28 protein-coding genes, 1 tRNA gene and 1 other RNA gene are annotated in these 26,864 nt (G+C 66.0%); 20 read left to right on the top strand and 10 right to left on the bottom strand.

Going from position 1 to position 26,864, the window contains the following annotated elements; all coding sequences use genetic code 11:
• Positions 1-42 precede the first annotated feature (42 nt).
• The 8 genes from K8P10_RS11650 (at position 43) to smpB (ending at position 8,017) form a co-directional block, all read left to right on the top strand.
• Positions 43-1,251, top strand: coding sequence for a PotD/PotF family extracellular solute-binding protein (locus K8P10_RS11650; protein WP_224779081.1), 1,209 nt, complete (start codon positions 43-45; stop codon positions 1,249-1,251).
• A 3-nt stretch (positions 1,252-1,254) separates the two neighbouring features.
• Positions 1,255-2,436, top strand: coding sequence for an ABC transporter ATP-binding protein (locus K8P10_RS11645; RefSeq protein ID WP_224779080.1), 1,182 nt, complete (start codon positions 1,255-1,257; stop codon positions 2,434-2,436).
• A 4-nt stretch (positions 2,437-2,440) separates the two neighbouring features.
• Positions 2,441-3,301: an ABC transporter permease gene (locus tag K8P10_RS11640; protein ID WP_224779079.1), complete on the top strand. Its 861-nt coding sequence runs from the start codon at positions 2,441-2,443 to the stop codon at positions 3,299-3,301.
• Entirely contained in the window at positions 3,298-4,098 is an 801-nt protein-coding gene (locus tag K8P10_RS11635) for an ABC transporter permease (protein ID WP_224779078.1), read from the top strand. Before K8P10_RS11640 ends, K8P10_RS11635 begins: the two co-directional genes overlap by 4 nt.
• A 19-nt stretch (positions 4,099-4,117) precedes the next feature.
• Positions 4,118-5,236, top strand: a complete 1,119-nt coding sequence (gene prfB / locus K8P10_RS11630) for a peptide chain release factor 2 (RefSeq protein WP_224779077.1) — start codon at positions 4,118-4,120, stop codon at positions 5,234-5,236.
• A gap of 66 nt (positions 5,237-5,302) precedes the next feature.
• Positions 5,303-6,547 carry a cell division ATP-binding protein FtsE gene (ftsE, locus tag K8P10_RS11625; RefSeq protein WP_224779076.1) on the top strand — a complete coding sequence of 415 codons (1,245 nt, stop codon included), beginning with the start codon at positions 5,303-5,305 and terminating at the stop codon, positions 6,545-6,547.
• Positions 6,544-7,458, top strand: a complete 915-nt coding sequence (ftsX, locus tag K8P10_RS11620; protein WP_224779075.1) for a permease-like cell division protein FtsX — start codon at positions 6,544-6,546, stop codon at positions 7,456-7,458. The genes ftsE and ftsX overlap by 4 nt, the downstream gene beginning before the upstream one ends.
• Before the next feature lie 82 nt (positions 7,459-7,540).
• Positions 7,541-8,017: an SsrA-binding protein SmpB gene (gene smpB, locus K8P10_RS11615; protein WP_224779074.1), complete on the top strand. Its 477-nt coding sequence runs from the start codon at positions 7,541-7,543 to the stop codon at positions 8,015-8,017.
• A 10-nt stretch (positions 8,018-8,027) separates the two neighbouring features.
• Here the strand turns inward: smpB and K8P10_RS11610 are convergent, their stop codons facing one another.
• Positions 8,028-9,464: a cytosine permease gene (locus K8P10_RS11610; protein ID WP_224779073.1), complete on the bottom strand. Its 1,437-nt coding sequence runs from the start codon at positions 9,462-9,464 to the stop codon at positions 8,028-8,030.
• Between the two features lie 114 nt (positions 9,465-9,578).
• Between K8P10_RS11610 and K8P10_RS11605 the strand changes: the two genes are divergently transcribed.
• A complete protein-coding gene (locus K8P10_RS11605) occupies positions 9,579-10,238 on the top strand; it encodes a TetR/AcrR family transcriptional regulator (protein ID WP_224779072.1) in 660 nt (219 codons plus the stop codon).
• Between the two features lie 61 nt (positions 10,239-10,299).
• Positions 10,300-10,670, top strand: a transfer-messenger RNA (tmRNA) gene (gene ssrA, locus K8P10_RS11600).
• Between the two features lie 87 nt (positions 10,671-10,757).
• Here the strand turns inward: ssrA and K8P10_RS11595 are convergent.
• Positions 10,758-11,162 carry a DUF3054 domain-containing protein gene (locus tag K8P10_RS11595; protein WP_224779071.1) on the bottom strand — a complete coding sequence of 135 codons (405 nt, stop codon included), beginning with the start codon at positions 11,160-11,162 and terminating at the stop codon, positions 10,758-10,760.
• A 102-nt stretch (positions 11,163-11,264) separates the two neighbouring features.
• Between K8P10_RS11595 and K8P10_RS11590 the strand changes: the two genes are divergently transcribed.
• Positions 11,265-11,744, top strand: a complete 480-nt coding sequence (locus K8P10_RS11590) for a MarR family winged helix-turn-helix transcriptional regulator (protein ID WP_224779070.1) — start codon at positions 11,265-11,267, stop codon at positions 11,742-11,744.
• Between the two features lie 9 nt (positions 11,745-11,753).
• On the opposite strand, the gene K8P10_RS11585 is transcribed toward K8P10_RS11590, so the two are convergent.
• The 5 genes from K8P10_RS11585 to K8P10_RS11565 form a co-directional block, all read right to left on the bottom strand.
• Positions 11,754-12,551, bottom strand: coding sequence for an inositol monophosphatase family protein (locus K8P10_RS11585; protein ID WP_224779069.1), 798 nt, complete (start codon positions 12,549-12,551; stop codon positions 11,754-11,756).
• Between the two features lie 159 nt (positions 12,552-12,710).
• Entirely contained in the window at positions 12,711-13,148 is a 438-nt protein-coding gene (locus K8P10_RS11580; RefSeq protein ID WP_224779068.1) for an Hsp20/alpha crystallin family protein, read from the bottom strand.
• Positions 13,149-13,330: 182 nt separating this feature from the next.
• A tRNA-Lys gene (locus tag K8P10_RS11575) sits at positions 13,331-13,403 on the bottom strand.
• Positions 13,404-13,477: 74 nt separating this feature from the next.
• Positions 13,478-14,761, bottom strand: a complete 1,284-nt coding sequence (gene nhaA / locus K8P10_RS11570; RefSeq protein ID WP_224779067.1) for a Na+/H+ antiporter NhaA — start codon at positions 14,759-14,761, stop codon at positions 13,478-13,480.
• 7 nt (positions 14,762-14,768) lie between these two features.
• Positions 14,769-14,972, bottom strand: a complete 204-nt coding sequence (locus tag K8P10_RS11565) for a hypothetical protein (protein ID WP_224779066.1) — start codon at positions 14,970-14,972, stop codon at positions 14,769-14,771.
• 143 nt (positions 14,973-15,115) lie between these two features.
• Between K8P10_RS11565 and K8P10_RS11560 the strand changes: the two genes are divergently transcribed.
• The 7 genes from K8P10_RS11560 to K8P10_RS11530 all read left to right on the top strand — a co-directional run bounded on the left by K8P10_RS11560 (position 15,116) and on the right by K8P10_RS11530 (position 21,433).
• On the top strand, positions 15,116-15,349 hold the full coding sequence (locus K8P10_RS11560) for a hypothetical protein (protein ID WP_224779065.1): 234 nt from the start codon (positions 15,116-15,118) through the stop codon (positions 15,347-15,349).
• A 62-nt stretch (positions 15,350-15,411) separates the two neighbouring features.
• Positions 15,412-17,103, top strand: a complete 1,692-nt coding sequence (ilvD, locus tag K8P10_RS11555) for a dihydroxy-acid dehydratase (protein ID WP_224779064.1) — start codon at positions 15,412-15,414, stop codon at positions 17,101-17,103.
• Between the two features lie 38 nt (positions 17,104-17,141).
• Positions 17,142-18,947, top strand: coding sequence for an acetolactate synthase large subunit (locus tag K8P10_RS11550; protein WP_255596721.1), 1,806 nt, complete (start codon positions 17,142-17,144; stop codon positions 18,945-18,947).
• Positions 18,944-19,453, top strand: a complete 510-nt coding sequence (ilvN, locus tag K8P10_RS11545; protein WP_224779063.1) for an acetolactate synthase small subunit — start codon at positions 18,944-18,946, stop codon at positions 19,451-19,453. Before K8P10_RS11550 ends, ilvN begins: the two co-directional genes overlap by 4 nt.
• Positions 19,454-19,534: 81 nt before the next feature.
• The gene (gene ilvC / locus K8P10_RS11540) at positions 19,535-20,560 is read left to right on the top strand and encodes a ketol-acid reductoisomerase (RefSeq protein WP_224779062.1); all 1,026 of its coding nucleotides are present in this window, start codon (positions 19,535-19,537) and stop codon (positions 20,558-20,560) included.
• Between the two features lie 203 nt (positions 20,561-20,763).
• The gene (locus tag K8P10_RS11535) at positions 20,764-21,102 is read left to right on the top strand and encodes a lycopene cyclase domain-containing protein (protein ID WP_224779061.1); all 339 of its coding nucleotides are present in this window, start codon (positions 20,764-20,766) and stop codon (positions 21,100-21,102) included.
• A complete protein-coding gene (locus tag K8P10_RS11530; protein WP_224779060.1) occupies positions 21,095-21,433 on the top strand; it encodes a lycopene cyclase domain-containing protein in 339 nt (112 codons plus the stop codon). Before K8P10_RS11535 ends, K8P10_RS11530 begins: the two co-directional genes overlap by 8 nt.
• Positions 21,434-21,467: 34 nt before the next feature.
• On the opposite strand, the gene K8P10_RS11525 is transcribed toward K8P10_RS11530, so the two are convergent.
• Positions 21,468-22,538, bottom strand: coding sequence for an LCP family protein (locus K8P10_RS11525; protein ID WP_224779059.1), 1,071 nt, complete (start codon positions 22,536-22,538; stop codon positions 21,468-21,470).
• A 159-nt stretch (positions 22,539-22,697) separates the two neighbouring features.
• On the opposite strand from K8P10_RS11525, the gene K8P10_RS11520 reads away from it, so the two are divergent.
• Positions 22,698-24,260: a YdiU family protein gene (locus K8P10_RS11520; protein WP_224779058.1), complete on the top strand. Its 1,563-nt coding sequence runs from the start codon at positions 22,698-22,700 to the stop codon at positions 24,258-24,260.
• A 6-nt stretch (positions 24,261-24,266) separates the two neighbouring features.
• Here the strand turns inward: K8P10_RS11520 and K8P10_RS11515 are convergent, their stop codons facing one another.
• Positions 24,267-25,280, bottom strand: coding sequence for an aldo/keto reductase family protein (locus K8P10_RS11515; RefSeq protein ID WP_224779057.1), 1,014 nt, complete (start codon positions 25,278-25,280; stop codon positions 24,267-24,269).
• A 34-nt stretch (positions 25,281-25,314) separates the two neighbouring features.
• A complete protein-coding gene (locus tag K8P10_RS11510; protein ID WP_224779056.1) occupies positions 25,315-25,953 on the bottom strand; it encodes an alpha-ketoglutarate-dependent dioxygenase AlkB in 639 nt (212 codons plus the stop codon).
• Between the two features lie 57 nt (positions 25,954-26,010).
• On the opposite strand from K8P10_RS11510, the gene K8P10_RS11505 reads away from it, so the two are divergent.
• Complete coding sequence (locus K8P10_RS11505; protein WP_224779055.1) at positions 26,011-26,682, top strand: metal-dependent transcriptional regulator; 672 nt, start codon at positions 26,011-26,013, stop codon at positions 26,680-26,682.
• Positions 26,683-26,864 lie beyond the last annotated feature (182 nt).

Below are 26,864 nucleotides of genomic sequence, written 5' to 3'. Positions count from 1 at the left end.
TCTCTGAACGTCCACATGTGGAGATCACGAGGGAGTGTGCTCATGGCCAGACGTATGCCCGAAGACCCGATGGTGCGCAAGCTCATCGGCATGATGAGCGGTGCGCAGCTCGACCGCCGGTCGCTACTGCGCGGCGCTCTCCTCACCGGCGCCGGTGTCGGTGCCGCCACGCTCTCCGCCTGCGCGGGCGGTGGGGGCGCGGCCGGAGATGGTTCGGCGGGCAAGATTGTCTGGGGCAACTGGACCTACTACCTTGACTACGACGCGGACACCGGCAGCTGGACCTCACTCGACTCCTTCATGGAAGAGACCAACATCGAGGTCCAGTACATCGAGGACATCGACGACAACAACACGTTCTTCGGCAAGATCAAGGACCAGCTCGAGCTCGGACAGTTCACGGGTTACGACACGATCACCCTGACGGACTGGATGAATGCCCGACTGCTCGAAGCTGAGCAGATTCAGGAGTTCGACCACGCGAACATCCCGAACCTCTCGAACCTCCTCCCGTCCCTGGTCGACAGTCTCGACGTCGATCCGGGGCGCAAGTTCACCATCCCCTGGCAGGCCCCGGCCTCCGGATTCGTCTGGAACACCGAGGCGGTTCCCGATGGCATCAAGACGCTCGATGACTTCCTGCGGCCCGAGCTCAAGGGCAAAGTGGGTGTGTTGTCGGAGATGCGCGACACCATGGGCATCATCATGTCGGCCCAGGGCGTCGACATCGCAGGTGAGTGGGGCGACGCGGAGTTCGACGCCGCTCTCGCCTGGCTCGACGATGGGATCAAGAGCGGACAGATCACCCAGGTGAAGGGCAACTCGTACACGCAGGATCTGGAGACCGACACCACGCTCGCGGCGATCGCGTGGACTGGAGACATCGCGGCGCTCAACTTCGAGCAGGGCGACCGCTGGACGCTCGAGGTGCCCGAGTCGGGCGGCGTGATCGCGGCGGACTCGTTCACGGTTCCGAACGGTACGAGCGCCGAGAACAAGGCGCTCGTCGAAGAGATGATCAACTACTACTACCAGCCAGAGGTTGCTGCGCAGGTCGCCGACTACGTCCAGTTCGTCACGCCGGTGGCGGGTGCTCAGGAGGCCATGGAGAGCGTCAATCCCGACCAGGTCGACAACCCGCTCATCTTCCCCGACGACCAGATGAACTCTCGCCTGCACGGGTTCCGCACGCTGACGCCACAGGAGGACAACCAGTACACGGCCGCCTTCCAGTCGGTGCTGGGGCTGTAGACCATGGTCGATGCGCAGAAGTTCGCGGAGTCGGGGGCGGATCTCCGCCTCACCGGCATCCGCAAGGAGTACCCGGGTTTCACCGCGATCGACGGGGTGGATCTCACGATCCCAGCCGGATCGTTCTTCGCACTGCTCGGACCATCGGGGTGCGGCAAGACGACGACGCTCCGCCTCGTGGCAGGGCTCGAGGATGCCACGGAGGGCCAGATCCTCATCGGTGGCACCGACGTGACGCACCTGAAACCGCACCGTCGCCCGGTGAACACGGTCTTCCAGTCGTATGCGCTGTTCCCGCATATGACGGTGCTCGAGAACGTGGCCTTCGGGCTGCGTCGTCGTCGGGTCGGCGATCCGCTCGCGAAAGCGCATGAGGCGTTGAAGCTCGTCGAACTCGACCACGTGTCCGATCGCAAGCCGGCTCAGCTCTCGGGCGGCCAGCAGCAGCGCGTGGCACTGGCGCGCGCGGTCGTCAACCGGCCCGCCCTGCTGCTTCTCGACGAGCCGCTCGGAGCACTCGACCTGAAACTGCGGCGTCAGATGCAGCACGAACTGAAGGAGATCCAGCAGTCCGTCGGACTCACCTTCCTCCACGTCACCCATGACCAGGAGGAGGCGATGACCATGGCGGACACCGTCGCCGTCATGAATCGCGGACGTATCGAGCAGATGGGGGCGCCGGAAGCACTTTACGAACTGCCGCGCACCGTCTTCGTCGCGAGCTTCCTGGGTCAGTCCAACCTGTTCTCGGTATCGGTCACCGGCGAGAACGAGAACGCGATCCACACGGATCTCGGCGGTCAGGGCATCACGGTGCCGAAGCATCGCACCGAGCGCACGAGCGGAGAGATTACGGTGGGCGTCCGGCCCGAGAAGCTGAGGCTCCACCACGCCGAGCCCGAACCGCGCGCTAGCGTGAATGTTCTGGGGCCGGGCCGGATCACCGACGCCGCGTTCATCGGGGTGAGCACGCAGTACACGGTCGAGTCGCCAGTCTTCGGTTCGGTACAGGTCTTCGCGCAGAACGTCGAGGCCGGCCCCGCCGCGGCGGCAGGGCAGGATGTGTGGGTGAGCTGGCTCGCCGAGCACACCTTCGGCCTCGCCGACGACCGGCTCGACCCCGGTGCGCTGACGACCGAGTTCTCGACGCAGGTGATCGCCGCTCAGGGCGAGACGGTGGCATAGGACCATGGCGTTCGCAGCTTTCGCCTCGACCGACACCGAGGTCACGCAGGCGCCACGGAAGCGACCCTGGATCGCGCTCGCGTTGCTCGCCCCGGGAATCGCCTACATGCTCCTGTTCTTCTTGGCGCCCTTCATCCAGCTCGTCATCACGTCGGTGCAGACCGCCGCGGACAGCGGGGCGATCGGTGACTACGTGCAGGCATTCCAAATCGCCAACTATGCGACGGCGATCTCGGAGTACTGGCCTCAGATTGTGCGGTCCTTCGTCTACGCGCTCATCGCGACGTTCGTCGGCCTGCTGATCAGCTACCCCCTGGCATACCTCATCGGTGTGACCATGCGACCCTTCCCGGTCGCCCAGGGTGTGCTCCTGATCCTGGTCATCGCCCCGTTCTTCATCAGCTTCCTGCTGCGGGCCCTCGCCTGGAAGCAGATCCTTCCGTCGCAGATGATCGGAACGGATGCGGCGGTCATCTTCGGGCTCATCTACAACTTCATCCCGTTCATGGTGCTGCCGATGTTCTCGTCGCTGCAGTCGCTCGACCTGAAACTCGTCGAGGCTGGGTCGGATCTCTACGCGTCCCCGGTCGCCACGTTCTTCAGGGTGACGCTCCCGCTGTCGATGCCGGGCGTCGTCTCCGGGACGCTGCTGAGCTTCATCCCGATGTCGGGCGACTACATCAACGCGTCGCGCGAGTTCTTCGGATCGACGAATACGACCATGATCGGCAACGTCATCGAGGCGAGCTTCCTGCAGACGCAGAACTACCCGATGGCGGCGTCGCTATCGGTGATCCTGATGGCCACCATTCTCATCCTGGTCGCAACCTATGTGCGTCGCAGCGGAGCGAAGGATCTCCTGTGAAACGATTCAGTCTCGGCAAGCTCTTCGTCCCCGTGGTCGCGGCGATCACGCTCATTTACCTACTGCTGCCCATCGGGCACGTGATCCTCTTCTCGTTCAACGACGCGGGGCGCAACAACATCACGTGGCGCGGTTTCACGCTGGACAACTGGTCGAACCCCTGTGGCGCTCCGGCGGTCTGCGAAGCGTTCGGCAACAGCATCCTCATCGGCACCGTCGCGACCCTCGCCGCCACCGTAATGGGAACGGCGATCGCGATCGCGCTCGTCCGCTACCGCTTCAAGTTCAGGTCGACGATCAGCCTGCTCCTCTTCACGCCGATGGCCACCCCCGAGGTCGTGCTCGGAGCGGGGCTCGCGGCGCAGTTCCTGCTCGCCGGGGTCGAGAAAGGGCTCGGCACGATCATCATCGCGCACACCATGTTCTGCATCTCATACGTGGTGGTGGCGGTGAAGGCGCGCGTCGCGAGCCTCAGCCCCGCCATCGAGGAGGCGGGGCGCGACCTCTACGCGTCGCCTGCGCAGGTGTTCTGGCGGATCACGCTGCCCATGCTGATGCCAGGCATCATCGGTGCGGCGCTGCTCAGCTTCGCGCTGTCGTTCGACGATTTCATCATCACGAACTTCAACGCCGGAACCGAGAACACGTTCCCGAAGTTCATCTACACGTCGGCCCTGCGCGGAGTACCTGCTCAGGCAAACGTGCTCGCCGCGATGGTGTTCATCGGAGCGCTGGTACTGGTGATCGTCGTACAGATGACGCGGATCTCGCGACAGAAGCGTCTCGCCCAAGCGTAGAGAGTAAGCTGGGGCAATCATGCTCGATCTCGACTTCAGCGCCCGCATCCGCTCCCTCCGCGCCACCTACGACGACATCGCCGCCGTTCTGGATCTCTCCCGTCTGGAGTCCGAGATCGCGGACCTCGAGACTCAGGCGTCCGCGCCTGATCTCTGGGATGATCCCGAGGCTGCACAGCGGGTGACGAGCGGTCTCAGCCACCGTCAGGCGCGGCTGCGGCGCGTGCGGGGAGTCGAGCAGCGACTGGACGACCTCGAGGTGCTCGTCGAACTCGCGACCGAGGCCGACGATGCCGAGGCTGCCGCCGAGGCCGCGAGCGAGCTCACCGACCTCGAAAAGGCGATCCAGGACCTCGAGGTGCAGACGATGTTGTCGGGGGAATACGACGAGCGCGCCGCCGTCGTGACGATCCGTTCGGGCGCCGGGGGTGACGACGCGACCGACTTCGCCGAGATGCTGCTGCGCATGTACCTGCGCTGGGCGGAGAAGCACGGGTACGGTTCCAAGGTGCTCGACACCTCCTATGCGGAGGGTGCCGGCATCAAGTCGGCGACGTTCGAGATCGATGCGCCGTACGCGTTCGGCACCCTCTCCGTCGAGGCGGGCACCCACCGGCTCGCCCGCATCAGCCCGTTCGGCTCAGCCGACAAGCGCCAGACGAGCTTCGCCGGCGTCGAGGTGATCCCGCTCCTGGAGGAGGCGACCGAGGTCGACGTGCCGGAGACCGATCTGCGCATCGACGTCTACCGCTCATCGGGGCCAGGCGGCCAGTCGGTGAACACCACCGACTCTGCGGTGCGCATCACCCACCTTCCGACCGGCCTCGTCGTCTCCATGCAGAACGAGAAGAGCCAGATCCAGAACCGCGCCGCTGCCATGCGCGTGCTGCAGACCCGACTGCTGCTGCTCCAGCGCGAGGAGGAAGCGGCGAAGAAGAAGGAGCTCGCCGGCAGCATCACGGCGAGCTGGGGCGACCAGATCCGGTCCTACTTCCTCTACGGCCAGCAGCTGGTGAAGGATCTCCGCACCGGGCACGAGTCGACGCAGCCCGATTCCGTCTTCGATGGCGAGATCGACGGTTTCATCGCTGCAGGCATCAAGTGGCGCTCTCTCGAACAGGCGTCAACGGAAAGCTGAGAGCCTGACGAGTGCCTGCGCGTCGCAGGTGCTCCCCGAATCGTCGAGCGTAAGGTGGGGTGCGTCATGATCCTCTTCGAGAACATCACCAAGCAGTACCGAGGTACGCAGCGCCCGGCGCTCGACTCGATCGACCTCAAGATCGACCGAGGTGAGTTCGTCTTCATCGTGGGTGCCTCCGGTTCCGGCAAGTCGAGCTGCCTGCAGCTGATCCTCCGTCAGGAGCAGCCCACGTCTGGCAGCATCCACGTCCTCGGGCAGGATCTCGGCCGGATCTCCTCGCGGAAGGTACCGTACTTCAGGCGGAACCTCGGCATGGTGTTCCAGGACTTCCGGCTCCTCACCGATAAGACGGTGTACGAGAACGTGGCGTTCTCGCTCCAGGTCATCGGCAAGTCGCGCGGCTTCATCCAGGAGGCCGTGCCCGACACGCTCGAAATGGTGGGGCTCGGCAACAAGTCGAAGCGGTATCCGCACGAGCTCTCGGGCGGTGAGCAGCAGCGCGTCGCGATCGCTCGCGCGATCGTGAACAAGCCGGCGATCCTGATGGCTGACGAGCCGACGGGTAACCTCGACCCCGCCACAAGCCTCGGCATCATGCAGCTGCTCCGGGCGATCAACGCGTCGGGGACCACCGTGGTGATGGCGACACACGAAGCGACCTTCGTGGACATCATGCAGCAGCGCGTGGTCGAGCTCTCGCAGGGCATCGTCGTTCGCGACGAGATCGGCGGAGGCTACGGCGAGACCGCATCGATCCCGGTCACGGAGCTCCCCGCAGTGAGCGCGCAGGTGCTCCGTACGAGTGAGGAGGTGGTGCGCGCCGCGCTCGCCCCCGAATTCGGCGGTGAAGCCCCAACCGGCAGCGTGCCGGGCGGCAAGGGAGAGGCTCGCTCGACGGGGCCGGCGCAGAGCACCTCCGAGGCCGAGCCCAAGCCGGCCTCCGCGGACGTCGTGGAGACGGTCGACGCCGAGTCAGAGGTCGTGGATGCCGACAGCGGCGACGGCGACGGCGACGGGCGTCGCTTCGCGGCGCCCGCAGCAGATGATCGTGCTTCCCGCTCCGGGGACCAGGGGGCCGAGGATCAGGAGACGGAGGCCGGGTGGACGCAGGCGGAAGCGCCTGCCGAAGAGGACGACGACCTCACTGTCGTCGCGGGCGAACGCCGTGACGACCAGCGGATTCCCGCGTTCCTGGAACCGGGCGAAGACATCGATCCGGTGAAGCTCGCCTCCGAGGGTGGGCTCGCATCGAGGCTGGGCCTCTCGAAAGACAAAGACGACGACACGGATGTGGGGCCGGTTCGATGAGGGTAGGGCTCGTACTCGGAGAAGTCTGGAACGGACTCCGCCGCAATCTGTCGGTGGTGATCTCCGTCATCCTGGTGACCTTCGTCTCGCTCACCTTCGTGGGTGCCGCGATTCTCATGCAGCTGCAGGTGCAGCAGATGAAGACGTTCTGGTACGACCGAGCTCAGGTGGCCGTGTACCTGTGCACGGAGTACGACCAGAGCGCGACGTGCTCGGGAGAGGACGTCACCGAGGAGCAGATCGCCGCCGTTGACGACGCGCTGAACTCCGACGTGCTCGCGCCCTACATCGACGACTACTTCTTCGTCGACCATGAGCAGGCGTACGAGGAGTTCACGCAGCAGTTCGAAGGCAACCCGATCGTCGATATCACGCGCCCTGAGCAGCTCAACCAGACGTACTGGCTGAAGCTCGAGGATCCCTCGGAGTCGGCGATTATTCAGGAGACGTTCGCCGGGATCCCCGGAGTGCAGAGCGTCTCGGACCAGCGGAGCCTGCTTGACCGAATCTTCCTCTTCCTCGGAGTCGCGAGCTACACCGCGATCACCATCGCCGGCCTGATGCTCGTCGCCGCCATGCTCCTTATCTCGACGACGATCCGGTTGTCGGCGTTCTCGCGTCGACGGGAGATCGGGATCATGCGCCTCGTCGGCGCATCGAACCGCTTCATCCAGACCCCGTTCGTCTTGGAAGGGGTGATCGCCGCCCTCGTGGGCGCGGTGCTTGCCGGAGCGGCCTCGGTGGGAATTGTGAAGTTCTTCGTTCAGGACTTCCTCGTCGCGGAAGTGCCGTTCACGAGCTACATCACGGTCGAGCAATCGCTCGTGGTGCCGCCGATACTCGTGCTCGTCGGAGTGGTCCTTTCGGGCATTGCGGCGAAGATCGCGATCACGCGCTACCTCCGCGTGTAGCGAAGTCGACCCGCTCAGCGGGCGGTGAGTGCTCTGAACGGGTAAGCTGGTGCTTTGGCCAACCCGCGAGAGGATGTGAGCGATGCCCAAGGAGAGCGGCGAGAAGCTGGTCGCCTCGAACAAGAAGGCGCGGCACGACTACCTCATCCTCGACACCTATGAGGCGGGCATGGTCCTCACCGGCAGCGAGGTGAAGTCGCTGCGCATGGGGCGGGCCTCGCTCGTGGACGGGTACGTCTTCTTCGAGGGCGGGGAAGCGTGGCTCGACGCCGCCTACATTCCCGAGTACCTGAACGGGTCGTGGACGAACCACGCGCCCCGACGAAAGCGGAAGCTGCTGCTGCACCGCGATCAGATCGACAAGCTCTACCAGAAGACCCGCGAGGGCGGACTGACGGTGGTGCCGCTGCGCCTCTACTTCCTCGACGGACGCGCGAAGGTTGAAATCGCGCTCGCCCGCGGTAAGAAGGAGTACGACAAACGGCAGACGCTCCGCGAGAAGCAGGACAAGCGTGAGGCGGAGCGGGCGATGCGTCAGCGCAATCGGATGGGCGAGTAGCCCGCCTCGCTCACACCCCCGCCTGCTCGCGCACCCGACGTCCGGCGAGGACGGTGTACAGCGCGATCGAGACGATGATGCCCGCGGGTACGGACAGGTCGATGTTGCCGATCGCTACCGCGAGGGGACCGGTCCACACATCGGTGGCGAGGAAGAGCGCACTCGCGACCCCGCCCGCGACAGCTGAGGTGAGGCCGGCGATGCTGAATCCGCCGTGGTACCAGAAGCGAGCGCCCGGGCGCTCGTCGAAGAGGTCGACCCCGTCGTACCGGTTCCGGCGCAGGACGATGTCGGCGACGTAGACCGCCATCGTCGGCACGGAGATGATCAGCAGGAACTGCAGCATGAGGTTCACCGCGTCGAGCAGGCTGGTCGACATGACCAAGAAGATCGTGAAGCCCGTGCCGAGCACGCCGATGAGGATCGCCGAGGGAATGCGCCGGATCGGTACGCCGATCGACTGGAACGCCATACTCGCGGTGTAGGTGGTCATGCCGTTCAGTGCCACGGTGTTCACGATCACCCCGACCACGAACACTGGGCCGAGCCAGGCGGGGAGCATGTCCAGCAGGGCGTACTCGATGCCGAACTCGAGAGCGTCTGCCGAGACGATGCTGCCGAGGAGTGCGCCGATGATCGTGAAGAAGACGCAGGGGAGCGCGCCGCCGAGGGCGGTCGCCGCGATGATGTGCGAGCGCTTCGCGTCGCGGGGCAGGTAGCGGGCCATGTCGGCACTGTTGGAGAAGGACAGCGGCGAGGAGGCGAGGATCGCGAAGGCGATCGTCAGGCTCGACCAGAGCGCGACGCCCTGGAGGGGTTCGGGCTGGCTGAAGTTCCAGTCGACCTCGGGAACGATGAAGCCCGAGACGAGGAGGAAGATGCCCAGGAGGACGACGGTGATCGCCGTGTAGGCCTTGAGGATCAGCGCGTGCCCGTAGACCGCGACGAGGACGGTGATGACCGAGACGACCACCGTGACCCCGATGAGCGCGACGGTCTTGTCCTCGACGCCGATGCGGGTGAGGAGTTCGGCGCCCATGTACGAGGAGGCGACCCAGTTCAGCGCGAGGAACACTCCGGAGATGAACCACCCGTAGAACGCGATGACGATCTTGTTCCCGCGGAATCCGTAGATCGCTCGCTGGATGACGGAGCCGGAGGTGCCCGCTGCTGGGCCGCTGATGGCGACGATGCCGGGGAGGATCCACAGCACCGCCACGGCGACGGTGACGAGGATCGCCTGCCAGATCTCGAGTCCGAGGACCGCGGTGAACGACGCGCCGATCGTGAAGTTCAGCACGCTCACCATCGTGGCGGCCCACACGGGGAAGAGGCTTCTCGGTCGGCCGTGACGTTCGGAATCATCGACGAGCTCGATGCCGCGCGTCTCAGGCTGACTGGCGACGTCGGTGAAGTGGGCGTCGGCCGGGGGAGCGGGTGTGGTCACGAAGGTTCCTCTCGGGGGTCGCGGGCGTCATCGCTGGCGACAGCAGCAGCGCCTCTGCTATTGGTCATTGGGCCAATGGACGCTGTTGGTCACTTATCCAATAGGATGTGCGGCATGGTGTCAAGCGGAGCAGCTGGACGGGTGCGGAAGCACCCGGAGGAGCGCCGTGCCGAGATCCTGGACGAGGCCGCCCGGCTTGCGCTGGCCGAGGGACTCGAGCGCATCACCCTTCGCGCGGTGGCCGCCGGACTGGGCGTCCGTCCGGGGTTGATCAGCCACTACTTCCCAGCAGCCGAAGACCTCGTGGTCGCGGCGTTCGCGCGAGCAGCGGACGGCGAGCGTGCGGCGATCCTCGGATCTACCGGGTCGGGGGACCCCTTGGGACGGATGGCGCGGTTCATCGCCCGCATCGAGCGCGGTTACGGCGACGAGCTCGCGTGTCTGTGGCTGAACGCTCGCCACCTCGCGCGCTTCCTGCCGGGCCTCGCGGATGCGCTCGAGCGGCAGGAGGCTCGCGATCGCGACCGGATGGTCGCGCTCATCGAGGCGGGGAACGCCGCGGGCGACTTCCACGCGCCCGACCCGCTGGCGGCGTGCGTGCGCATCTTCATGGCGGCGGACGGCTACGGGGTGTACGTGAATAACCCGGAACCGTTCGACGTCGATGCCTACACCCACTTCGTCGCCGACGTTGCCGAGTGGGCGCTGGGGGTCGCGCCGGGAGTGCTGAGGTCACGTGCCGTCGACATGCCCGAAGTCGACGTGGTATCCTGAAAGGCCGGCTCAGCCGGTGTCACATTGACAACTCCACAGTGCGTGATGTCACTCCTCTCTCGGGGCCGATCGGTTTCGACACGTCGATTTGAGACCGTGAGAAGCGGGTCGAGGACGCGAAGTTATCTCGTTAACGCCCTTCGCAAACCATAGGTGCCAACGCAAAGCGCACCGACTTCGCTCTCGCTGCCTAAGCACGAGACCGAGTCCGTCAGGCCGGGTGGGCCTCCGCCCCGGTTCCTGGCGTCATTCAGGAGGCTTGCTGATGTGTCGCGCCTCAGGGCACATCGGGACTTTGCTTGAGGCTGGGCCTGTCGTCCGAGGTGTTCGTGACAACGGACGGGGCCGAGTAGAACGCCTGCACGAACTACACCCGTAGAAGGCACGGAATCATCGAAGTGGACCGGGGTTCGATTCCCCGCGGCTCCACCGAGGCGCATCGACGAGATGCGTCGGAGCGACATCACGCGCTGTGCGAGGACTTCCTCTCGCTCCGATCGGGCAGGTCGCGCTGACCGATCAGTCCGTCCGCGGCTCCCGGTCGAGGCGACGTGTGAGCGCGGCGACTCCTCGCCACCCCACGAGTCCGATCAGTAGCGAAACCGTCGCCACGATGATGAATGGTGTGGCGATTCCGCTGCCGGTGATCGCCCGCAGTCCCATACCGACTACGAGGGCCGCGATCCACACCGGGAGGCCGGTGCGCACGAGCGCCCAGGGTCGCTTCCAGCCGCGGACGGTGGCCCAGCCTGCTGCTGCGCCCGCCAGGAACGGCCAGGCGGTCTGCAGCACGCCGAATACCGTCATGTCCTCCGAGTGTGCTCCGCGGCCGATCCAGGCGAAGAGCAGGATCACGATGACGTCGATCGCGGCCGCCGAGATGATCGCTCCCCGTGACGCGGGGAGAGAGGTGTGTGAGCGCATGCAGCTATTGTATGAATCCTCCACACTCGGAGGCGAGTCGGAGGGCTCGCATATACTTACGTCGCGATAGCGAGGACCGTCCGTGTCTTGGGGAAGGGAACGATGACGGAACCGAAATGGCTCAATGATGAGGAGCGACGGGCGTGGTTGCGCCTGGTCAGCCTGAACGTACTGCTGCCCAGCGCGCTCGAGGCGCAGCTCAAGCGTGACGCCGGAGTCACCCTGTTCGACTATCACGTGCTGGCGATGCTGTCCGACGCTGACGATCACACGCGCCTCATGAGCGACCTTGCGCTCTTCACGAATGCGTCGCTGTCGCGACTCTCCCACGTGGTCACCCGGTTGGTGAAACAGGGGTGGGTGCGACGCGAGGCGCACCCCGGTGACGGCAGAGCCACCAACGTCGTGCTCACCGAAGCGGGGCAGCGGCACTTGGACGAGCACGCTCCCGCCCACGTCGCAGAAGTGCGCCGCCTGGTTTTCGACGCCGTGGATCCCGATCAGGTCGGGGTGTTCGCGGATCAGGTCGGCAGGATCCTGGATGCCATCGATCCCGACGGTCGTCACCAGCGCGAAGCGTAGCGCGGGGAGTCAGGCGGGGGAGTGGTGCTCAGCGATGTGGGCGACGGCTGCGTCGTGCAGATGCCCGTTCGTCGCGAGTGAGCTCCCGTTCCAGGCGGTGTCAGCGCCGTTCACATCCGTAAACCGCCCGCCCGCCTCCCGCACGATCGGCGCGATCGCGGCGAGATCGTAGGGCTTGACGTCGAATTCGGCGACGATGTCGACGAGGCCCTCCGCGAGCAGCATGTACGACCACATGTCACCGTAGGCGCGATCCCGCCACACGGTCCTGGTGAGGGCGACGAGCGCCTCGAGGTAACCCGCCTGGTCCCACTGCTCGATGCTCTGGAAGCTCAGGGAGGCGTGCTCGAGGTCGCGCACATCGGACACCCTGAGGCGCCGCGGCTCCTGACCTGACGCCTGCCCCCACGCGCCGGTTCCGGTCGATGCCCACCAGCGAGCCCCGAACGCCGGTGCGGAGACCACTCCGACGGTGGCGACGCCGTCCACTTCGAGGGCGATCAGCGTCGCCCAGTTCGGAACTCCGCGGAGGAAGTTCGCCGTGCCGTCGATCGGGTCGATGATCCAGCGACGGGATCCCCGCTCGGAGCGACCGGATTCCTCGCCGAAGAAGCTGTCACCCGGGAGCTCCTGCTCGATGACTTCGCGCAGTGCCCGCTCGACTGCGGTGTCCGCATCGGTGACGAACGAGCGGTCAGGCTTCGTGTCCACGTGCAGGTCAGCGGCCTGGAAGCGGGGGAGCGAGACGGCATCGGCGAGATCTGCCAGGCGCAGGGCGAACGCGAGGTCGGGGGACGGCTGAGTCATGAAACCAGCCTACCGACTGCGCCACCGACTGGGCCGCCGACCCAACTCGCGACCACCCGCGATCCCCCGCGAACCCGAGACAGCCGGGTCACTCCTTGCGGGTCCGGAGGCAGGATACCCGCGAGAAGCGACCCGGCTGAGCCGGGACAGGAGGCGCGATCACGCCGTGATGGTGCGCGACTCCGTCTCCCGGGCCTCATGCGGCGTCTCCACCTCGATCTTTCGCGGTTTTGCGCGCTCGCTGATCGGGATGATGACGCTCAGCACACCGTTCTCGTACGAGGCCGAGATGCCAGCGGTGTCGACGCCCTCCCCAATGCTGAACTGCCTGAGGTAGCTGCCCTCCTGGCGCTCCCGTGCGAGCCACTTGACGCCCTCGGTCGACGATGCGGAGCGCTGTGCGCGAATGGTGAGCAACTGCCCGTCGACGTCCACATCGACGGAGCCCGGGTCGACGCCGGGGAGGTCCGCGGTCAGTACGTACCGCTGTTGATCTCGGTAGAGGTCTACCGGCATCACGCGGGGCGCGGATCGGGACTGGAGCAAGCCGCTCGCAAGGCGATCCAGTTCGCTGAAAGGATCAAAAGACAGTGCCATGATGAATCAATCTCCCTTCGAATCTCCGAACTTGAGTCACTATCACTCAAGTTGAGACGAGAATAGCTCCAGATCCCCGGAAACATGCCTGGAGGATGCCGAGAGCGCCCATGAAGATCGCCGAAAATAATCTGAAAGGGGAACGAAGAAGGCCCCCACTCGTGAGAGTGGGGGCCTTGCTGTACACCCCCCGGGACTTGAACCCGGAACCCGCTGATTAAGAGTCAGCTGCTCTGCCAATTGAGCTAGAGGTGCTCGCTGCGACCGGCGCAACAGAACTAATTTAGCACGGTCCGTGGCGCCCCCCAAATCGAGGTCCGTCGAGCGTGTCAGGTGTCCCGTGGCAGCCGTTTCGCGGCACGTGCCTCGCTCGGTCGGACGAGGAAGAACGCGGAAACGACGATGGCGATGAGTGATCCCACCATGACCGCCAGGCGGGCGGTGTCCGCGTGATGGGGGTCTGTGAAACTGAGATCGGTCACGAGGAGTGAGACAGTGAAGCCGACGCCGGCGAGCGCCCCGACTCCGATGAGCTTGTTCCAACGCACCGTCGGGTCGAGCTCGGCGCTCGTGAACTTCGTGACGAGCCAGGTCGTCAGGGTGATGCCGATCGGCTTGCCCAGGACGAGTCCGACCATGACGCCCAGTGCGACGGGGTCGAAGGGGAATCCGGAGGTGGAACCGACGGCCACGCCCGCGGCGAAAAAGGCGAAGAGGGGGACCGCGACTCCGGTCGAGAGCGGACGGAAGCGGTGCTCGAAGACCTCCGCGAGGTCGGTCTCGCCCCTCCCTCGGACCGGAACGAGGAACGCCAGGACGACACCGGCGATCGTCGCGTGGATGCCCGACGCGTGGAAGAGCGCCCACGCGATGACGCCGAGGGGAAGCATGATGAGCCACGGGGCGGCACCGGATTTTGCGAGCCAGTGCGGGAAACGGTAGCCGATGAGGGCGAACGCGGCGATCGGAATGACTGAGAGAGCCAACGCCCCGAGATTGAGGCCGTCCGTGTAGAACATGGCGATGATCGTGATGGCGATGAGGTCGTCGACCACTGCCAGGGTGAGGAGGAACATGCGGAGCGCCATCGGAATTCCCGGCGCGAGCAGCCCGAGGACCGCGACAGCGAATGCGATGTCCGTCGCGGTCGGGATCGCCCACCCGTGCGACGTCTCAGTCCCCGCGTTGAACGCCGTGTAGATCAGGGCGGGAACCGCTACGCCGCCGAACGCGGCGGCGACAGGGACGATGGCGGTGGAGAAGCGGCTGAGGGCGCCGCCGACGAACTCGCGCTTGAGCTCCAGCCCCACCATGAAGAAGAAGATCGCGAGAAGTCCGTCGGCCGTCCACTGCCCGATCGACAGGTGCAGGTGGAGCGATTCCGGTCCGATCGAAAAATCTCGGATCGAGAAGTACACCTCGGACAGCGGACTGTTCGCCGCGATGAATCCGAGTGCCGCGGCCACCATGATGATGACTCCGCCGACGAGCTCGGCGCGCAGCACCCGGCTCACGCGCACGACTTCGCGCCGGTTGACGTATGAGATGACCCTGATCGGGTGACTGCGCGTACTCGGGGCCCCTGGTTCGTGCAGGGGGGAAGACTCGGTCATGCGTGGACTACTGGTTCAGCTCCTCGAAGACTCGATCCTCTTCCTCTTTGGCGACACCAGCCACCGAGAGGGCGAAGCCGCCGAGCCAGATGCCCCACACGATGAGCCGTCGCCAGTCAGCCGGCATGTTCTTCGTGCGCTTGATGACGCCCAGAACACTGATCGCCGATCCGATGACTCCGGGGTTGGTCACGTACCTGCCGATGGACATGGGGCCTCCCTAAAACGTCGCTGGTCCTCGCCGTTGCGGGCGATACGGGACCAGCCTACTCGGTACGGTACGCTGGGAAGCGATTCGCGCGCGGACCACGTGCGCAGGCATGCAGGTCGAACGGCGCGGAAGGAAGAGTCGGAATGGCGAAGCAGAACGAGGCACTGTTCGAGGAGAGCTCGCAGGGAGCGGTCGGTGTCGCGACAGCTCTGACATTCATCGTGTCGATGGTGCTCATGCTCGGCGGGTTCGTTCTCATGAGCTACGCCTTCACGGCGGATCACACCGCGGGGCTCTGGGAGTTCGCCGGTGGTCTCGTCGCCGTCGTGCTCGGCTTCATGATTCCCTTCAGTTACCAGATCAAGAAGGGCAAGTAACCCGTCGTTCCGCCGCCCGACCGATGCCGATTCGGTGGGCCGAGCAGGACTAGACTGGGCGCATGTCTGAGATCGATATCAAGCCGCGCAGTCGCGACGTCACCGACGGAATCGAGAAGGCCGCAGCCCGAGGCATGCTTCGGGCTGTCGGCATGGGCGACGAGGACTGGGACAAGCCGCAGATCGGCATCGCGAGCTCCTGGAACGAGATCACGCCCTGCAACCTGAGCCTCGATCGGCTCGCTCAGGGGGCGAAAGAGGGTGTGCACGCCGGCGGCGGCTACCCGCTCCAGTTCGGCACGATCTCCGTTTCGGACGGAATCTCGATGGGGCACGAGGGCATGCACTTCTCGCTGGTGTCGCGCGAGGTCATCGCGGACTCGGTGGAGACCGTGATGATGGCCGAGCGCCTCGACGGATCGATCCTTCTCGCGGGGTGCGACAAGTCGCTCCCCGGCATGCTGATGGCGGCGGCTCGCCTTGATCTCGCCTCGGTCTTCCTTTACGCGGGGTCCATCGCTCCCGGCTGGGTCAAGCTCGAGGACGGCACCGAGAAGCAGGTCACGATCATCGACGCCTTCGAGGCGGTCGGCGCGTGCAAGGCCGGCACGCTGAGCGAAGAGGACCTCAAGCGCGTGGAGTGCGCCATCGCCCCTGGCGAAGGCGCCTGCGGTGGCATGTTCACCGCCAACACCATGGCATGCGTCGCCGAGGCGCTCGGCATGAGCCTGCCGGGGTCGGCGGCGCCCCCGAGCGCGGATCGTCGCCGCGACTACTTCGCCCATCGCTCGGGCGAAGCCGTCGTGAAGATGCTCGAGCAGGGCATTACCGCCAGAGACATCCTCACGAAGAAGGCGTTCGAGAATGCCATCGCCGTGGCGATGGTGCTCGGCGGGTCGACGAACGCCGTGCTTCACCTGCTTGCGATCGCCCGCGAGGCCGAGGTGGAGCTGACGCTCGATGACTTCACGCGCATCGGCCAGCAGGTGCCCCACCTCGCCGACATGAAGCCGTTCGGGCAGTACGTGGCACAGGACTTCGATCGCGTCGGCGGCATGCCGGTGATCATGAAGGCCCTGCTCGACGCGGGTCTGCTGCACGGGGACGTGCTCACCGTGACGGGGAAGACGATGGCCGAGAACCTCGCCGACGTCACGACCCCGCTCGACGGCAAGGTGATCCGGAAGCTCGACGATCCGCTGCACGAGAACGGCGGGCTGACGATCCTCTCCGGGTCGCTCGCCCCTGAGGGCGCCGTGGTCAAGACGGCCGGCTTCGACGCCGAGGTCTTCGAGGGCCCTGCACGGGTCTTCGAACGCGAGCGCGCCGCGATGGATGCGCTCTCGGAGGGCAAGATCAGCAAGGGCGACGTCGTCGTGATCAGGTACGAGGGGCCCAAGGGCGGACCTGGCATGCGCGAGATGCTCGCGATCACCGGCGCCATCAAGGGAGCCGGGCTCGGAAAAGATGTACTACTATTGACGGACGGACGATTCTCAGGCGGCACAACCGGCCTGTGCATCGGCCACATTGCACCGGAGGCATCGGACGGTGGTCCGATCGCCCTCCTCCGCGACGGGGACCTGATTCGGGTCGACATCGCCGCACGAACGCTCGACATTCAGGTGGATCCCGCCGAACTCGAGGCCCGCAGAGCAGACTGGGCTCCGCTTCCCCCGCGCTATACGCGCGGCGTTCTGGCCAAGTACACGCAGCTCGTTCACTCCGCATCGGAAGGTGCGATCACGGGCTGAACGCGCGCTCGCGCACACCGTCACACAGAAAGCAAGAGATGAACTCGGATACGAGTACGACTGCAGCAGATTCGCGTGCCGCGGCTCCTCGCGGCGAACAGATGAGCGGAGCGCAGGCTGTCCTGCGCAGCCTGGAGCTCCTCGGCGTCACCGACGTCTTCGGGCTCCCCGGCGGGGCGGTCCTGCCGCTCTACGACACCATCATGAATGCGCCGACGCCGAGACACATCCTCGTGCGGCACGAGCAGGGCGCCGGGCACGCGGCTGAGGGCTACGCCTCGGCCTCGGGCAAGGTCGGGGTCTGCATCGCGACTTCGGGTCCGGGGGCGACCAACCTCGTCACGGCGATCGCCGACGCGTACATGGATTCCGTGCCGCTGCTCGCGATCACCGGGCAGGTCTTCTCCCACCTGATGGGCACGGACGCGTTCCAGGAGGCGGACATCGTCGGCATCACGATGCCGATCACGAAGCACTCGTTCCTCGTGAAGCGTGCGGAGGACGTGCCGAGCACGCTCGCCGCGGCGTACCATCTCGCCTCCAGCGGACGCCCGGGACCGGTGCTCGTCGACATCACGAAGGATGCCCAGGAAGGCCTCTTCGATTTCGAGTGGGATCCGAGGGTCGACCTGCCCGGGTACCGCCCGATCACCAAGGCGAACAGCAAGCAGATCCAGGCGGCTGCCGAGCTCATCGCTCAGGCGGAGCGACCGGTCTTCTACGTCGGCGGCGGCGTCGTTCGCGCGGGTGCATCGGCAGAGCTCCTGCGTCTCGCCGAACTGGTCGGGGCCCCAGTGGTCACGACCCTGATGGCGCGAGGCGTCTTCCCCGACTCGCACGAGCAGAATCTCGGCATGCCTGGCATGCACGGCACGGTCCCGGCCGTTCTTGCGCTGCAGGAGGCCGATCTGCTGATCACCCTCGGCGCGCGCTTCGACGACCGGGTGACCGGGAAGGCGGCGCTCTTCGCGCCGGAGGCGAAGGTCATCCACGCCGACATCGATCCGGCAGAGATCGGCAAGATCCGCGCGGCGGACGTGCCGATCGTCGGCGACGCGCGAGAGGTGATCGCCGACCTCGTCGCCGCGATCAGCACGCTGCAGCGCGACCGCGTGTTCGCCGACCTGACCGTCTGGTGGAACCGCCTGAACGGTCTCCGCGCGAAGTTCCCGCTCGGGTATGAGCCGACGAGCGACGGGCTGCTCTCCCCGCAGCACGTGATCCAGCGCATCGGCGAGCTGACGGGCCCCGAGGGCGTGTTCGCCGCCGGCGTCGGGCAGCACCAGATGTGGGCTGCGCAGTTCATCGAGTACCAGCGCCCGAATGCCTGGCTGAACTCGGGCGGCGCTGGCACGATGGGATATTCGGTTCCCGCAGCGATGGGGGCGAAGGTCGCCGAACCCGAGCGTCCCGTTTGGGCGATCGACGGCGACGGCTGCTTCCAGATGACGAACCAGGAGCTCGCGACCTGCGTCGTGAACAACATCCCCATCAAGGTGGCGATCATCAACAACTCGTCGCTCGGCATGGTGCGGCAGTGGCAGACGCTCATTTATGAGGGGCGCTACTCGAACACCGACCTCAACACGGGCCACGGCTCGTCGCGAGTGCCCGACTTCGTGAAGCTCGGCGAGGCCTACGGCTGCCTCTCGATTCGTGTGGAGCACGAGGACCAGGTGGACGACGCCATCAAGCTGGCGCTCGAGACCAATGATCGCCCGGTCGTCATCGATTTCGTCGTGAGCGCCGATGCAATGGTTTGGCCCATGGTGCGCCAGGGCACATCCAACAGCGATGTGCAGTACGCCCGAGAACACAGCCCCGAGTGGGAGGAGGAAGCATGAGCCGTCACGTTCTGAGCCTCCTCGTCGAGGACAAGCCGGGCCTGCTGACCCGAGTGGCCGGGCTGTTCGCCCGCCGCGGCTTCAACATCGATTCGCTCGCGGTCGGGCCGACCGAGGTCGAGGGACTGTCGCGCATCACGGTGGTCGTCGATCAGGATCAGGTGCTCCTCGAACAGGTGACGAAGCAGCTCAACAAGCTCGTCAACGTCATCAAGATCGTCGAGCTCGAACCGCAGTCCTCGGTGCAGCGCGAGCACATGCTCATCAAGGTGCGGGTCGACAACCACACGCGGTCGCACGTGCTCGAGGCCGTGAACCTCTTCCGCGCTCGCGTCGTCGATGTCGTCACCGATGCCCTGATCATCGAGGTCACGGGCGACACCGGCAAGGTCGACGCGTTCCTGAGGGTCCTCGAGCCTTTCGGGATCAAGGAGATCGCGCAGTCGGGCCTCATCGCCGTCGGTCGCGGTCCGAAGTCGATCACCGAGCGGGTCTTCAAGAACTGACTCGATGGCCGGATCCGGCCACTCACACTTGCGCCTGCAGTGGCGCGCATCACCACTCACGACAACAGAAGGAGAATCCCCATGGCAGAGATCTACTACGACAGCGACGCCGACCTGTCGGTCATCCAGAGCAAGAAGGTCGCGGTCGTCGGGTACGGCTCGCAGGGACACGCGCACGCGATGAACCTCCGCGATTCGGGCGTCGACGTCGTCATCGCGCTGAAGGACGGCTCCAAGTCGACCGCCAAGGCGCAGGAGGCCGGTTTCGAGGTGAAGAGCGTCGCCGACGCCACCGCGTGGGCCGACCTCATCATGATCCTCGCTCCCGATCAGCACCAGCGCTCGATCTACAACGACCAGATCAAGCCGAACCTCAGCGAGGGCAAGACCCTGGCATTCGCTCACGGGTTCAACATCCGCTTCGGCCTCATCCAGGCCCCCGAGGGCGTCGATGTGATCCTCGTCGCTCCCAAGGCGCCCGGTCACACGGTGCGTCGCGAGTTCGTCGCGGGCCGCGGCATCCCCGACATCATCGCCGTCGAGGTCGATGCTTCGGGCACCGCGTGGGATACCGCGAAGGCGTACGCGAAGGCGATCGGCGGCACGCGCGCCGGCGTCATCAAGACCACTTTCACCGAAGAGACCGAGTCCGATCTCTTCGGTGAGCAGGCAGTGCTCTGCGGCGGAACCTCGCAGCTCGTCCAGTACGGCTTCGAGGTGCTCACCGAGGCCGGGTACCAGCCCGAGATCGCCTACTTCGAGGTGCTCCACGAGCTCAAGCTGATCGTCGACCTCATGTGGGAGGGCGGCATCGCCAAGCAGCGCTGGTCCGTCTCCGACACCGCCGAGTACGGCGACTACGTCTCTGGCCCGCGCGTGATCGATCCCTCGGTCAAGGAGAACATGAAGGCCGTGCTCGCCGATATCCAGTCGGGCGCCTTCGCCAAGCGCTTCATCGACGACCAGGACAACGGGGCGAAGGAGTTCCAGGAGCTCCGTGCCAAGGCCGAGTCGCACCCCATCGAGAAGACGGGTGCCGAGCTCCGCAAGCTCTTCGCCTGGCAGCAGCAGGACGACGACTACACGGACGGCAGCGCCGCGCGCTGACCTCGACCTCACGAGTCGCGTCACGGAAGCCCTCGAGCTCAGGCTCGGGGGCTTCCTGCGTGCCAGGGGCGCTGCGAGAGCCTGCCGTGGGATAGTGGGGTGTTCGAGCAGTTCGTGTTCGAATCGAGAGTGCGGGGAGTGATGCGGATGCCGCGCAGGCGCGAGCGGAACAGCGACATATCGTGCACGTCACGGGCAGGCCGATGAGTCTCGTCTACATGGCCGCGCTCCTCATCTCGTTCGCAGGAGTGGCGATCATCGACCTGCGGCATCGTCTCTTCTTCGCGCAGGGTGCCAGGCGAGCGCTCGTCACGGTGGCCGTCGGGTTCGCCGTGCTCCTCATCGTCGATATCATCGCGATTCTCTGCGGTCTCTTCCTCATTGGCTCGTCCCCGTACATGACGGGCATCACTATCGCGCCGCACATGCCGATCGAGGAGCCGCTGTTCCTCCTGTTCCTGAGCTACCTGACGATGGTGCTCCAGACGCTCGTCGCTCGGGTGCAGGACAGGCTGCGGGATCGGGGGACCGCACGTGGTTGACGGATCCGCCACCTACTTCTGGATCGCCTGTGCGATGCTCGCCGCGAGCCTCGCCTTCCGCATCTGGGTCGACCGCCGTGCGCACCGCAGGGGTGAAACGGTGCGGGTCCTCCCGACCGCGGTGACCGCTGCGGTCCTCGTCGTGCTCACCGTCGTGTTCGACAATGTCATGATTCTCGCCGACCTGTTCCAGTTCGATCACGACCAACTGATCGGCGTCTACCTCGGTGTGGCCCCCATCGAGGATCTGAGCTATCCGCTGTGCACCGCGATCCTGCTTCCGGCCGTGTGGAGGATGCAGAACGGCGGCCGCGCGCCCTCGTCCGAGTAGATGAGTGCGCGCGGCCGCCGGCCGTGCTGAGGACTTACTCCTGGGTCGCGGCGTACTCGTCGAGGGTGCCGTCTGCGAACGCGGAGCGGACGTTCTCGAGTTCCGCCTGGTCGGGGACGACGATCGACTGGCCGTCACCGGAGGTGCCCGTACCGTTCGTCGGACTCGTGAAGAAGGTAATGTCGTTCGAACGGATATTGCGCATGTCGAGTCCGAGCATCACCGCACGGTTCAGCGTGAGCCCGTCATCGAGGATGAGATACGGCTTCAGCGATTCGAAGACCGAGGTGACCCGGTCGACGCTGCCGAGCGTGTCCGAGCTGAGGAGCTGGCTGACGAGCGCCTTCATGTAGATCTGCTGGTTCCGCACGCGCTGGTAGTCGCCGTCGGAGAACGCATATCGCTCGCGCACGTACGACAGAGCCTGGTCGCCGTCGAGCGTGATCTCGCCCTCCTTGAAGGTGTAATCGCCGCCACCGTTCTGAGCGGTGTACTCGATCGGGTTGTCGATCGTGACTCCGCCGACGGCGTCGGTGAGCCCCTTGAACGAGTCGAAGTCGATGAGCGCGACGTGGTCGATCCGCGCGCCGATGAAGTTCTCGACGGTGTTCACCGCGAGGGGGAGACCGCCGTAAGCGACGGCGGCGTTGATCTTCGCCTCGCCGTGGCCCTCGATGTTCACCCAGTTGTCGCGCATGATCGACATGACGGTGACCGAGTCGTCCTCGGGGGAGACCTGGGCCACCATGATCGCGTCGCTCCGGAAGCCGTCGAGATCCTCGATCGTGGCGTCAGGATCGGTGGTCTCGCGGGAGTCCGAGCCGAGCAGGAGGATATTGACCGGTGCATTGTCGCCAGTGGCCTCCGCCGGGCGCTGCCAGTCGGGATCCTGCTCGATGGACACGCGATCGACCTCGTTGTAGGTGCTCGCGAGGAGCGCGTACCCGATGCCGACCACGAGGCCCAGCAGAACGAGCAGCACGCCGATAATGATGAGGAATCGCTTGAGTCCCCGGCGGCGCCTCGGCCGTCGGCCGGTCGGCTCCGGTTCTGCGGATCCGTCGTCCGCGAAGAGGCGGTCGAGCGCGCTGTTGGACTGGTTCACGTGTCTGCTCCCGTGGATCGTGCGTACTGGTGCTGCGAGTCGTTCTGAGGGCGGACGCGCATCGTGCGCTCCCTAGGATACCCGGCACACGCTGCGCAGCTGCCCGGGAGACGGCTCAGACTGAGTGCGTACGGAGCATGGCCCCGTATCCTCAGGGCCATGCAGGGACAGCAGGTGAGAGAACAGGACACGTCAGAAATCGGGATCGGGGTCTCCGACGTGTACGCGAGCGCCTTCCCGGAACTCGCGGTGCCGTGGGAGGCCGGGGAGCCGGAGCGTCCTGCGCTGCTCGTGCTGAACGACGCGGTCGCTCGCGATATCGGCCTCGAACCACGATGGCTCAGATCCGAATCAGGGGTGCGCTCCCTGCTCGGCAACGAACTCGCCGAGGGGGCGCGCCCGGTGGCCCAGGCATACGCAGGCCACCAGTTCGGAAACTACTCCGCTCGACTCGGAGACGGGCGCGCCTTGCTCCTCGGCGAGCGGACGAACGCTCTGGGGGAACTCAGGGACCTTCACCTCAAGGGTTCGGGACCCACGCCGTTCGCTCGCAGCGACGGGTACGCCGCGATCGGGCCCATGCTGCGGGAGTATGTGCTCGGCGAGGCTATGCACGCGCTCGGGATCCGTACGACTCGGGCCCTCGCGGTCATCGATACTGGTCGGCGGGTGCGACGCGATGCGGAACTGCTTCCGGGAGCCGTGCTCGTCAGGGTCGCGCGCAGTCATTTGCGTGTCGGCACGTTCCAGTACGCGCGGTCGATGCGCGACGAAGAGCTGCTCTCTCGGCTGGTCGCGCACGCGCTCGAACGTCACTATCCGGAGCGGCAGGACGACGATACCCCTGCGCTCGCCCTCCTGGACGGGGTGATCGAGGCTCAGGCCCAGCTCGTCGCCGACTGGATGCTCGTGGGCTTCATCCACGGCGTCATGAACACCGACAACGTCTCGATCGCCGGAGAGACTATCGACTACGGTCCATGCGCGTTCATGGATGCGTTCGAGCCGACGACCGTCTTCAGCTCGATCGACCATAACGGCCGGTACTCCTATGGGAATCAGCCGGGAGTCGCCCAGTGGAACCTCGCCCGCTTCGCTGAGGCGCTTCTGCCGCTGCTCGACGGCGACGAGACGCGTGCCATCGAGATCGCGGAGGATCGCATCGGCCGCTTCGCGGCGCTGTATGAATCCGCGTGGCTCCGGGGCATGCGGGCGAAACTGGGCATTTCACACGGAGAGGACTCCCGAGCCGCCTCGACGACCGACTCCGATGAGGCGGTGCATCGCGACACCGAGCTCGCGCAGACCATCCTCCAGGATCTTCGGGATCATCGTCTGGATTACACCGGGTTCTTCCGGGCGCTCGCCGACGCGGCGCGCGGAGATGACACGGCGATCCGCGCCTTCTACACCTCGTCAGCGGACGCGGGGAGCGACCAGCGCAGCGCGGCTGGTGCGGATGCCTGGCCCCGTCCGTGGACCGAGGCGTGGCGGGCGCTCGAGCCCGATGCCGACGCCATGGACCGCGTCAACCCTGTCTACGTCCCGAGGAATCACCTCGTCGAAGAAGCCCTCGACGCGGCGACGGCGGGTGACCTTGCTCCGCTGACCCGACTCGTGGAGGTGCTCCGCGCGCCGTTCGACGTGCGGCCGGATCGAGCGCGGTTCGCGCTCCCGGCGCCGGCAGGGTCGTGGATCGGCACGACATTCTGCGGCACCTGAAACGGCTCAGACCAGTCGGCGCTCCGGGGAGGAGGATTCCGTAAGCGCGGGATCCCGCTCGACGACCCCCTCGAGCGCGTCATCGATCGCTTGGAGCAGGTCCGCGTCGAGGGTGATCCCTGAGGCGCGAACCGTGTCGCCGAGCTGCTCGGGACGGGAAGCTCCGACGAGTGCCGCGGAGACGTTCGGGTTCTGCAGCACCCAGGCGATGCCGAGTTGTGGCATCGTCAAGCCCGCCTCGTCGGCGAGCGGCCGGAGCCGCTGCACCGCCCTGAGTACCTCGTCGCGCAAGAAGCGCTGATCCACGTTGTCGCGGCTCTTCTCGTTCGCGGCGCGTGAACCCTCGGGCAGCGCTTCGCCTGCGCGGTACTTCCCGGTCAGCACGCCCTGCGCGAGCGGGGACCACACGACCTGAGTGATCCCGAGTTCCTGGGACGTCGGCACGACGCGGTCCTCGATCACCCGCCAGAGCGCCGAGTACTGCGGCTGGTTCGAGACCAGCTGGATCCCCAGGTCCTTGGCCAGGGCGTGGCCGGCGCGCAACTGTTCGGCCGTCCATTCGGAGACGCCGATGTAGAGCACCTTGCCCAGGCGGACGAGGTCCGCGAAGGCCTGGAACGTCTCCTCCAGCGGGGTCTCTGAGTCGAATCGGTGCGCCTGGTACACATCGATGTACTCGGTCCCGAGTCGGCGCAGGGAGCCGTCGACCGAGTCGCGGATGTGCTTCCGGCTGAGCCCCGTATTGTTCGGCCCTTTGGCTCCGGTCGGGAAGTAGACCTTGGTCATCAACTCCAGCGTGTCCCGTCGCTGTCCCTTGAGCGCTTCGCCGAGCACCGCTTCCGCGCGGGTGTTGGCATACACGTCCGCAGTGTCGAACGTCGTAATGCCGTGGTCCAGCGCCGCGTGGACGGTGGCGATCGCGGCGTCGTCTTCGACCTGCGACCCGTGCGTCACCCAATTGCCATAGGTGATCTCCGAGACCTTGAATCCGCTGTTTCCGAGATACCGATACGCGACCATGCGGCCCACCATACTCCGGGGCACCCGGGGTGGATCAAGAGAGACCGGTGACACGCATCGTAATGTTCACTCGTCCGTGATCGAGACCGCACCCGTCTGGAGCGGTCCCGGGGAACGTCTTCTGCACGCCGTGGAAGGCGAATCGTGATGGGCCCCCGAAGACGAAGAGATCGCCAGACGCGAGCTCGAGATCCTGATAGGGCCGATTGCGGTGCTCGGTGTTTCCGAAGCGGAACACGCAGGTGTCGCCGATCGAGAGCGAGACCACGGGAGCATCGGAACGTTCATCCTTGTCCTGGTGCATGCCCATACGCGCGTTCGCGTCGTAGTAGTTCACGAGCGCCGTGTCGGGTGCGTAGTCCTCACCGGCACGCGGATCACCGGTCGCCTCGACCAGGGCGCGTCGACCGAGATCTCCGAGCCAGTCGGGAAATTCGAGGACCCGGTTGCCGTTGACGTCGACGGCCTCGCGCGAGTACTGGTAGGGGCGCCAGTGCCATCCCAGGCAGACGGTCTTCACCGACATCTCGTGTCCGCGCACGCGCGCGGCCCGAATCGGCACGGGACCATCGGCCCAGGTGAGGAACTGACCGATGATCCAGCGCTGCTCGTCGAGGGAGAGCCACGCCGGCACATGGTGGGCGCCCTCCGGAAGGTCTGGCGGGATGAGCATGCCTCCAGGCTAACCCCGCACAGAGCTGCTCGCGCTGCCGCCGTTAGACTGGGGCGCGTGTCCGTCTCCGAGCTTTCCGCCAGCACCCAGAACTACCTGAAGGCCGTGTGGAGCCTTCAGGAGTGGTCTGACGCACCCGTCACGGCGACGACCATCGCGGAGAAAGCCGGCGTCAAGCTGTCGACGGCGTCGGACGCGGTGCGGAAGCTGAGCGAGCAGGGGCTGCTCGACCATGCGCCGTACGGGGCGATCGCTCTGACGGAGCTCGGTCGCGACTACGCCATCGAGATGGTGCGCCGTCATCGACTCATCGAGACGTTCCTGGTCGAGACGCTCGGGTACACGTGGGATCAGGTGCACGACGAAGCCGAGACCCTCGAGCACGCCGTCTCCGACTTCATGATCACCCGGATCGACGGGCACCTCGGGCACCCGACGCGGGACCCGCACGGAGACCCGATCCCGAGTGCCGGCGGTGACGTGCACCGCCCGGATGCGGTGCGCCTGTCGAGCGTGCCGGCGGGACATCGGGTGCGCGCCGAGCGCGTCTCCGACGCGGATCCTGAGCTGCTCCAGTACTTCGCGTCGCACGGGATCGCCGTCGGTACCGTGCTCACAACCCGCGCCGGGGCGCCGTACTCCGAGTCCGTCGAGGTCGAGGTCGAGGGTGGAGCGACGTTCCCCCTCGGGCGCGTAGCGACTGACTCGGTGTGGGTGACCTCCGCCTAACTCTCAGGCGATTTCGGCTCCTGCGGAGGTTCCAGGGGCGAGCGATCTCGGTAATGCGAATGAGCGCCGCGACGATCGCGCGCACTTCTCGCATATGTCGGCGGTCGTGTGCGCCGGATCGGACTTCAGCGTGCGCGTTTCCGCTCGGCAATACCCTCCAGCACATGTTTGGCGTGCCGTAT

Source organism: Leucobacter sp. Psy1, assembly GCF_020096995.1.
Taxonomy (GTDB): domain Bacteria; phylum Actinomycetota; class Actinomycetes; order Actinomycetales; family Microbacteriaceae; genus Leucobacter.
Note: the sequence above shows the minus strand (reverse complement) of the source record. Positions and strands in the feature narration are given on the sequence as shown.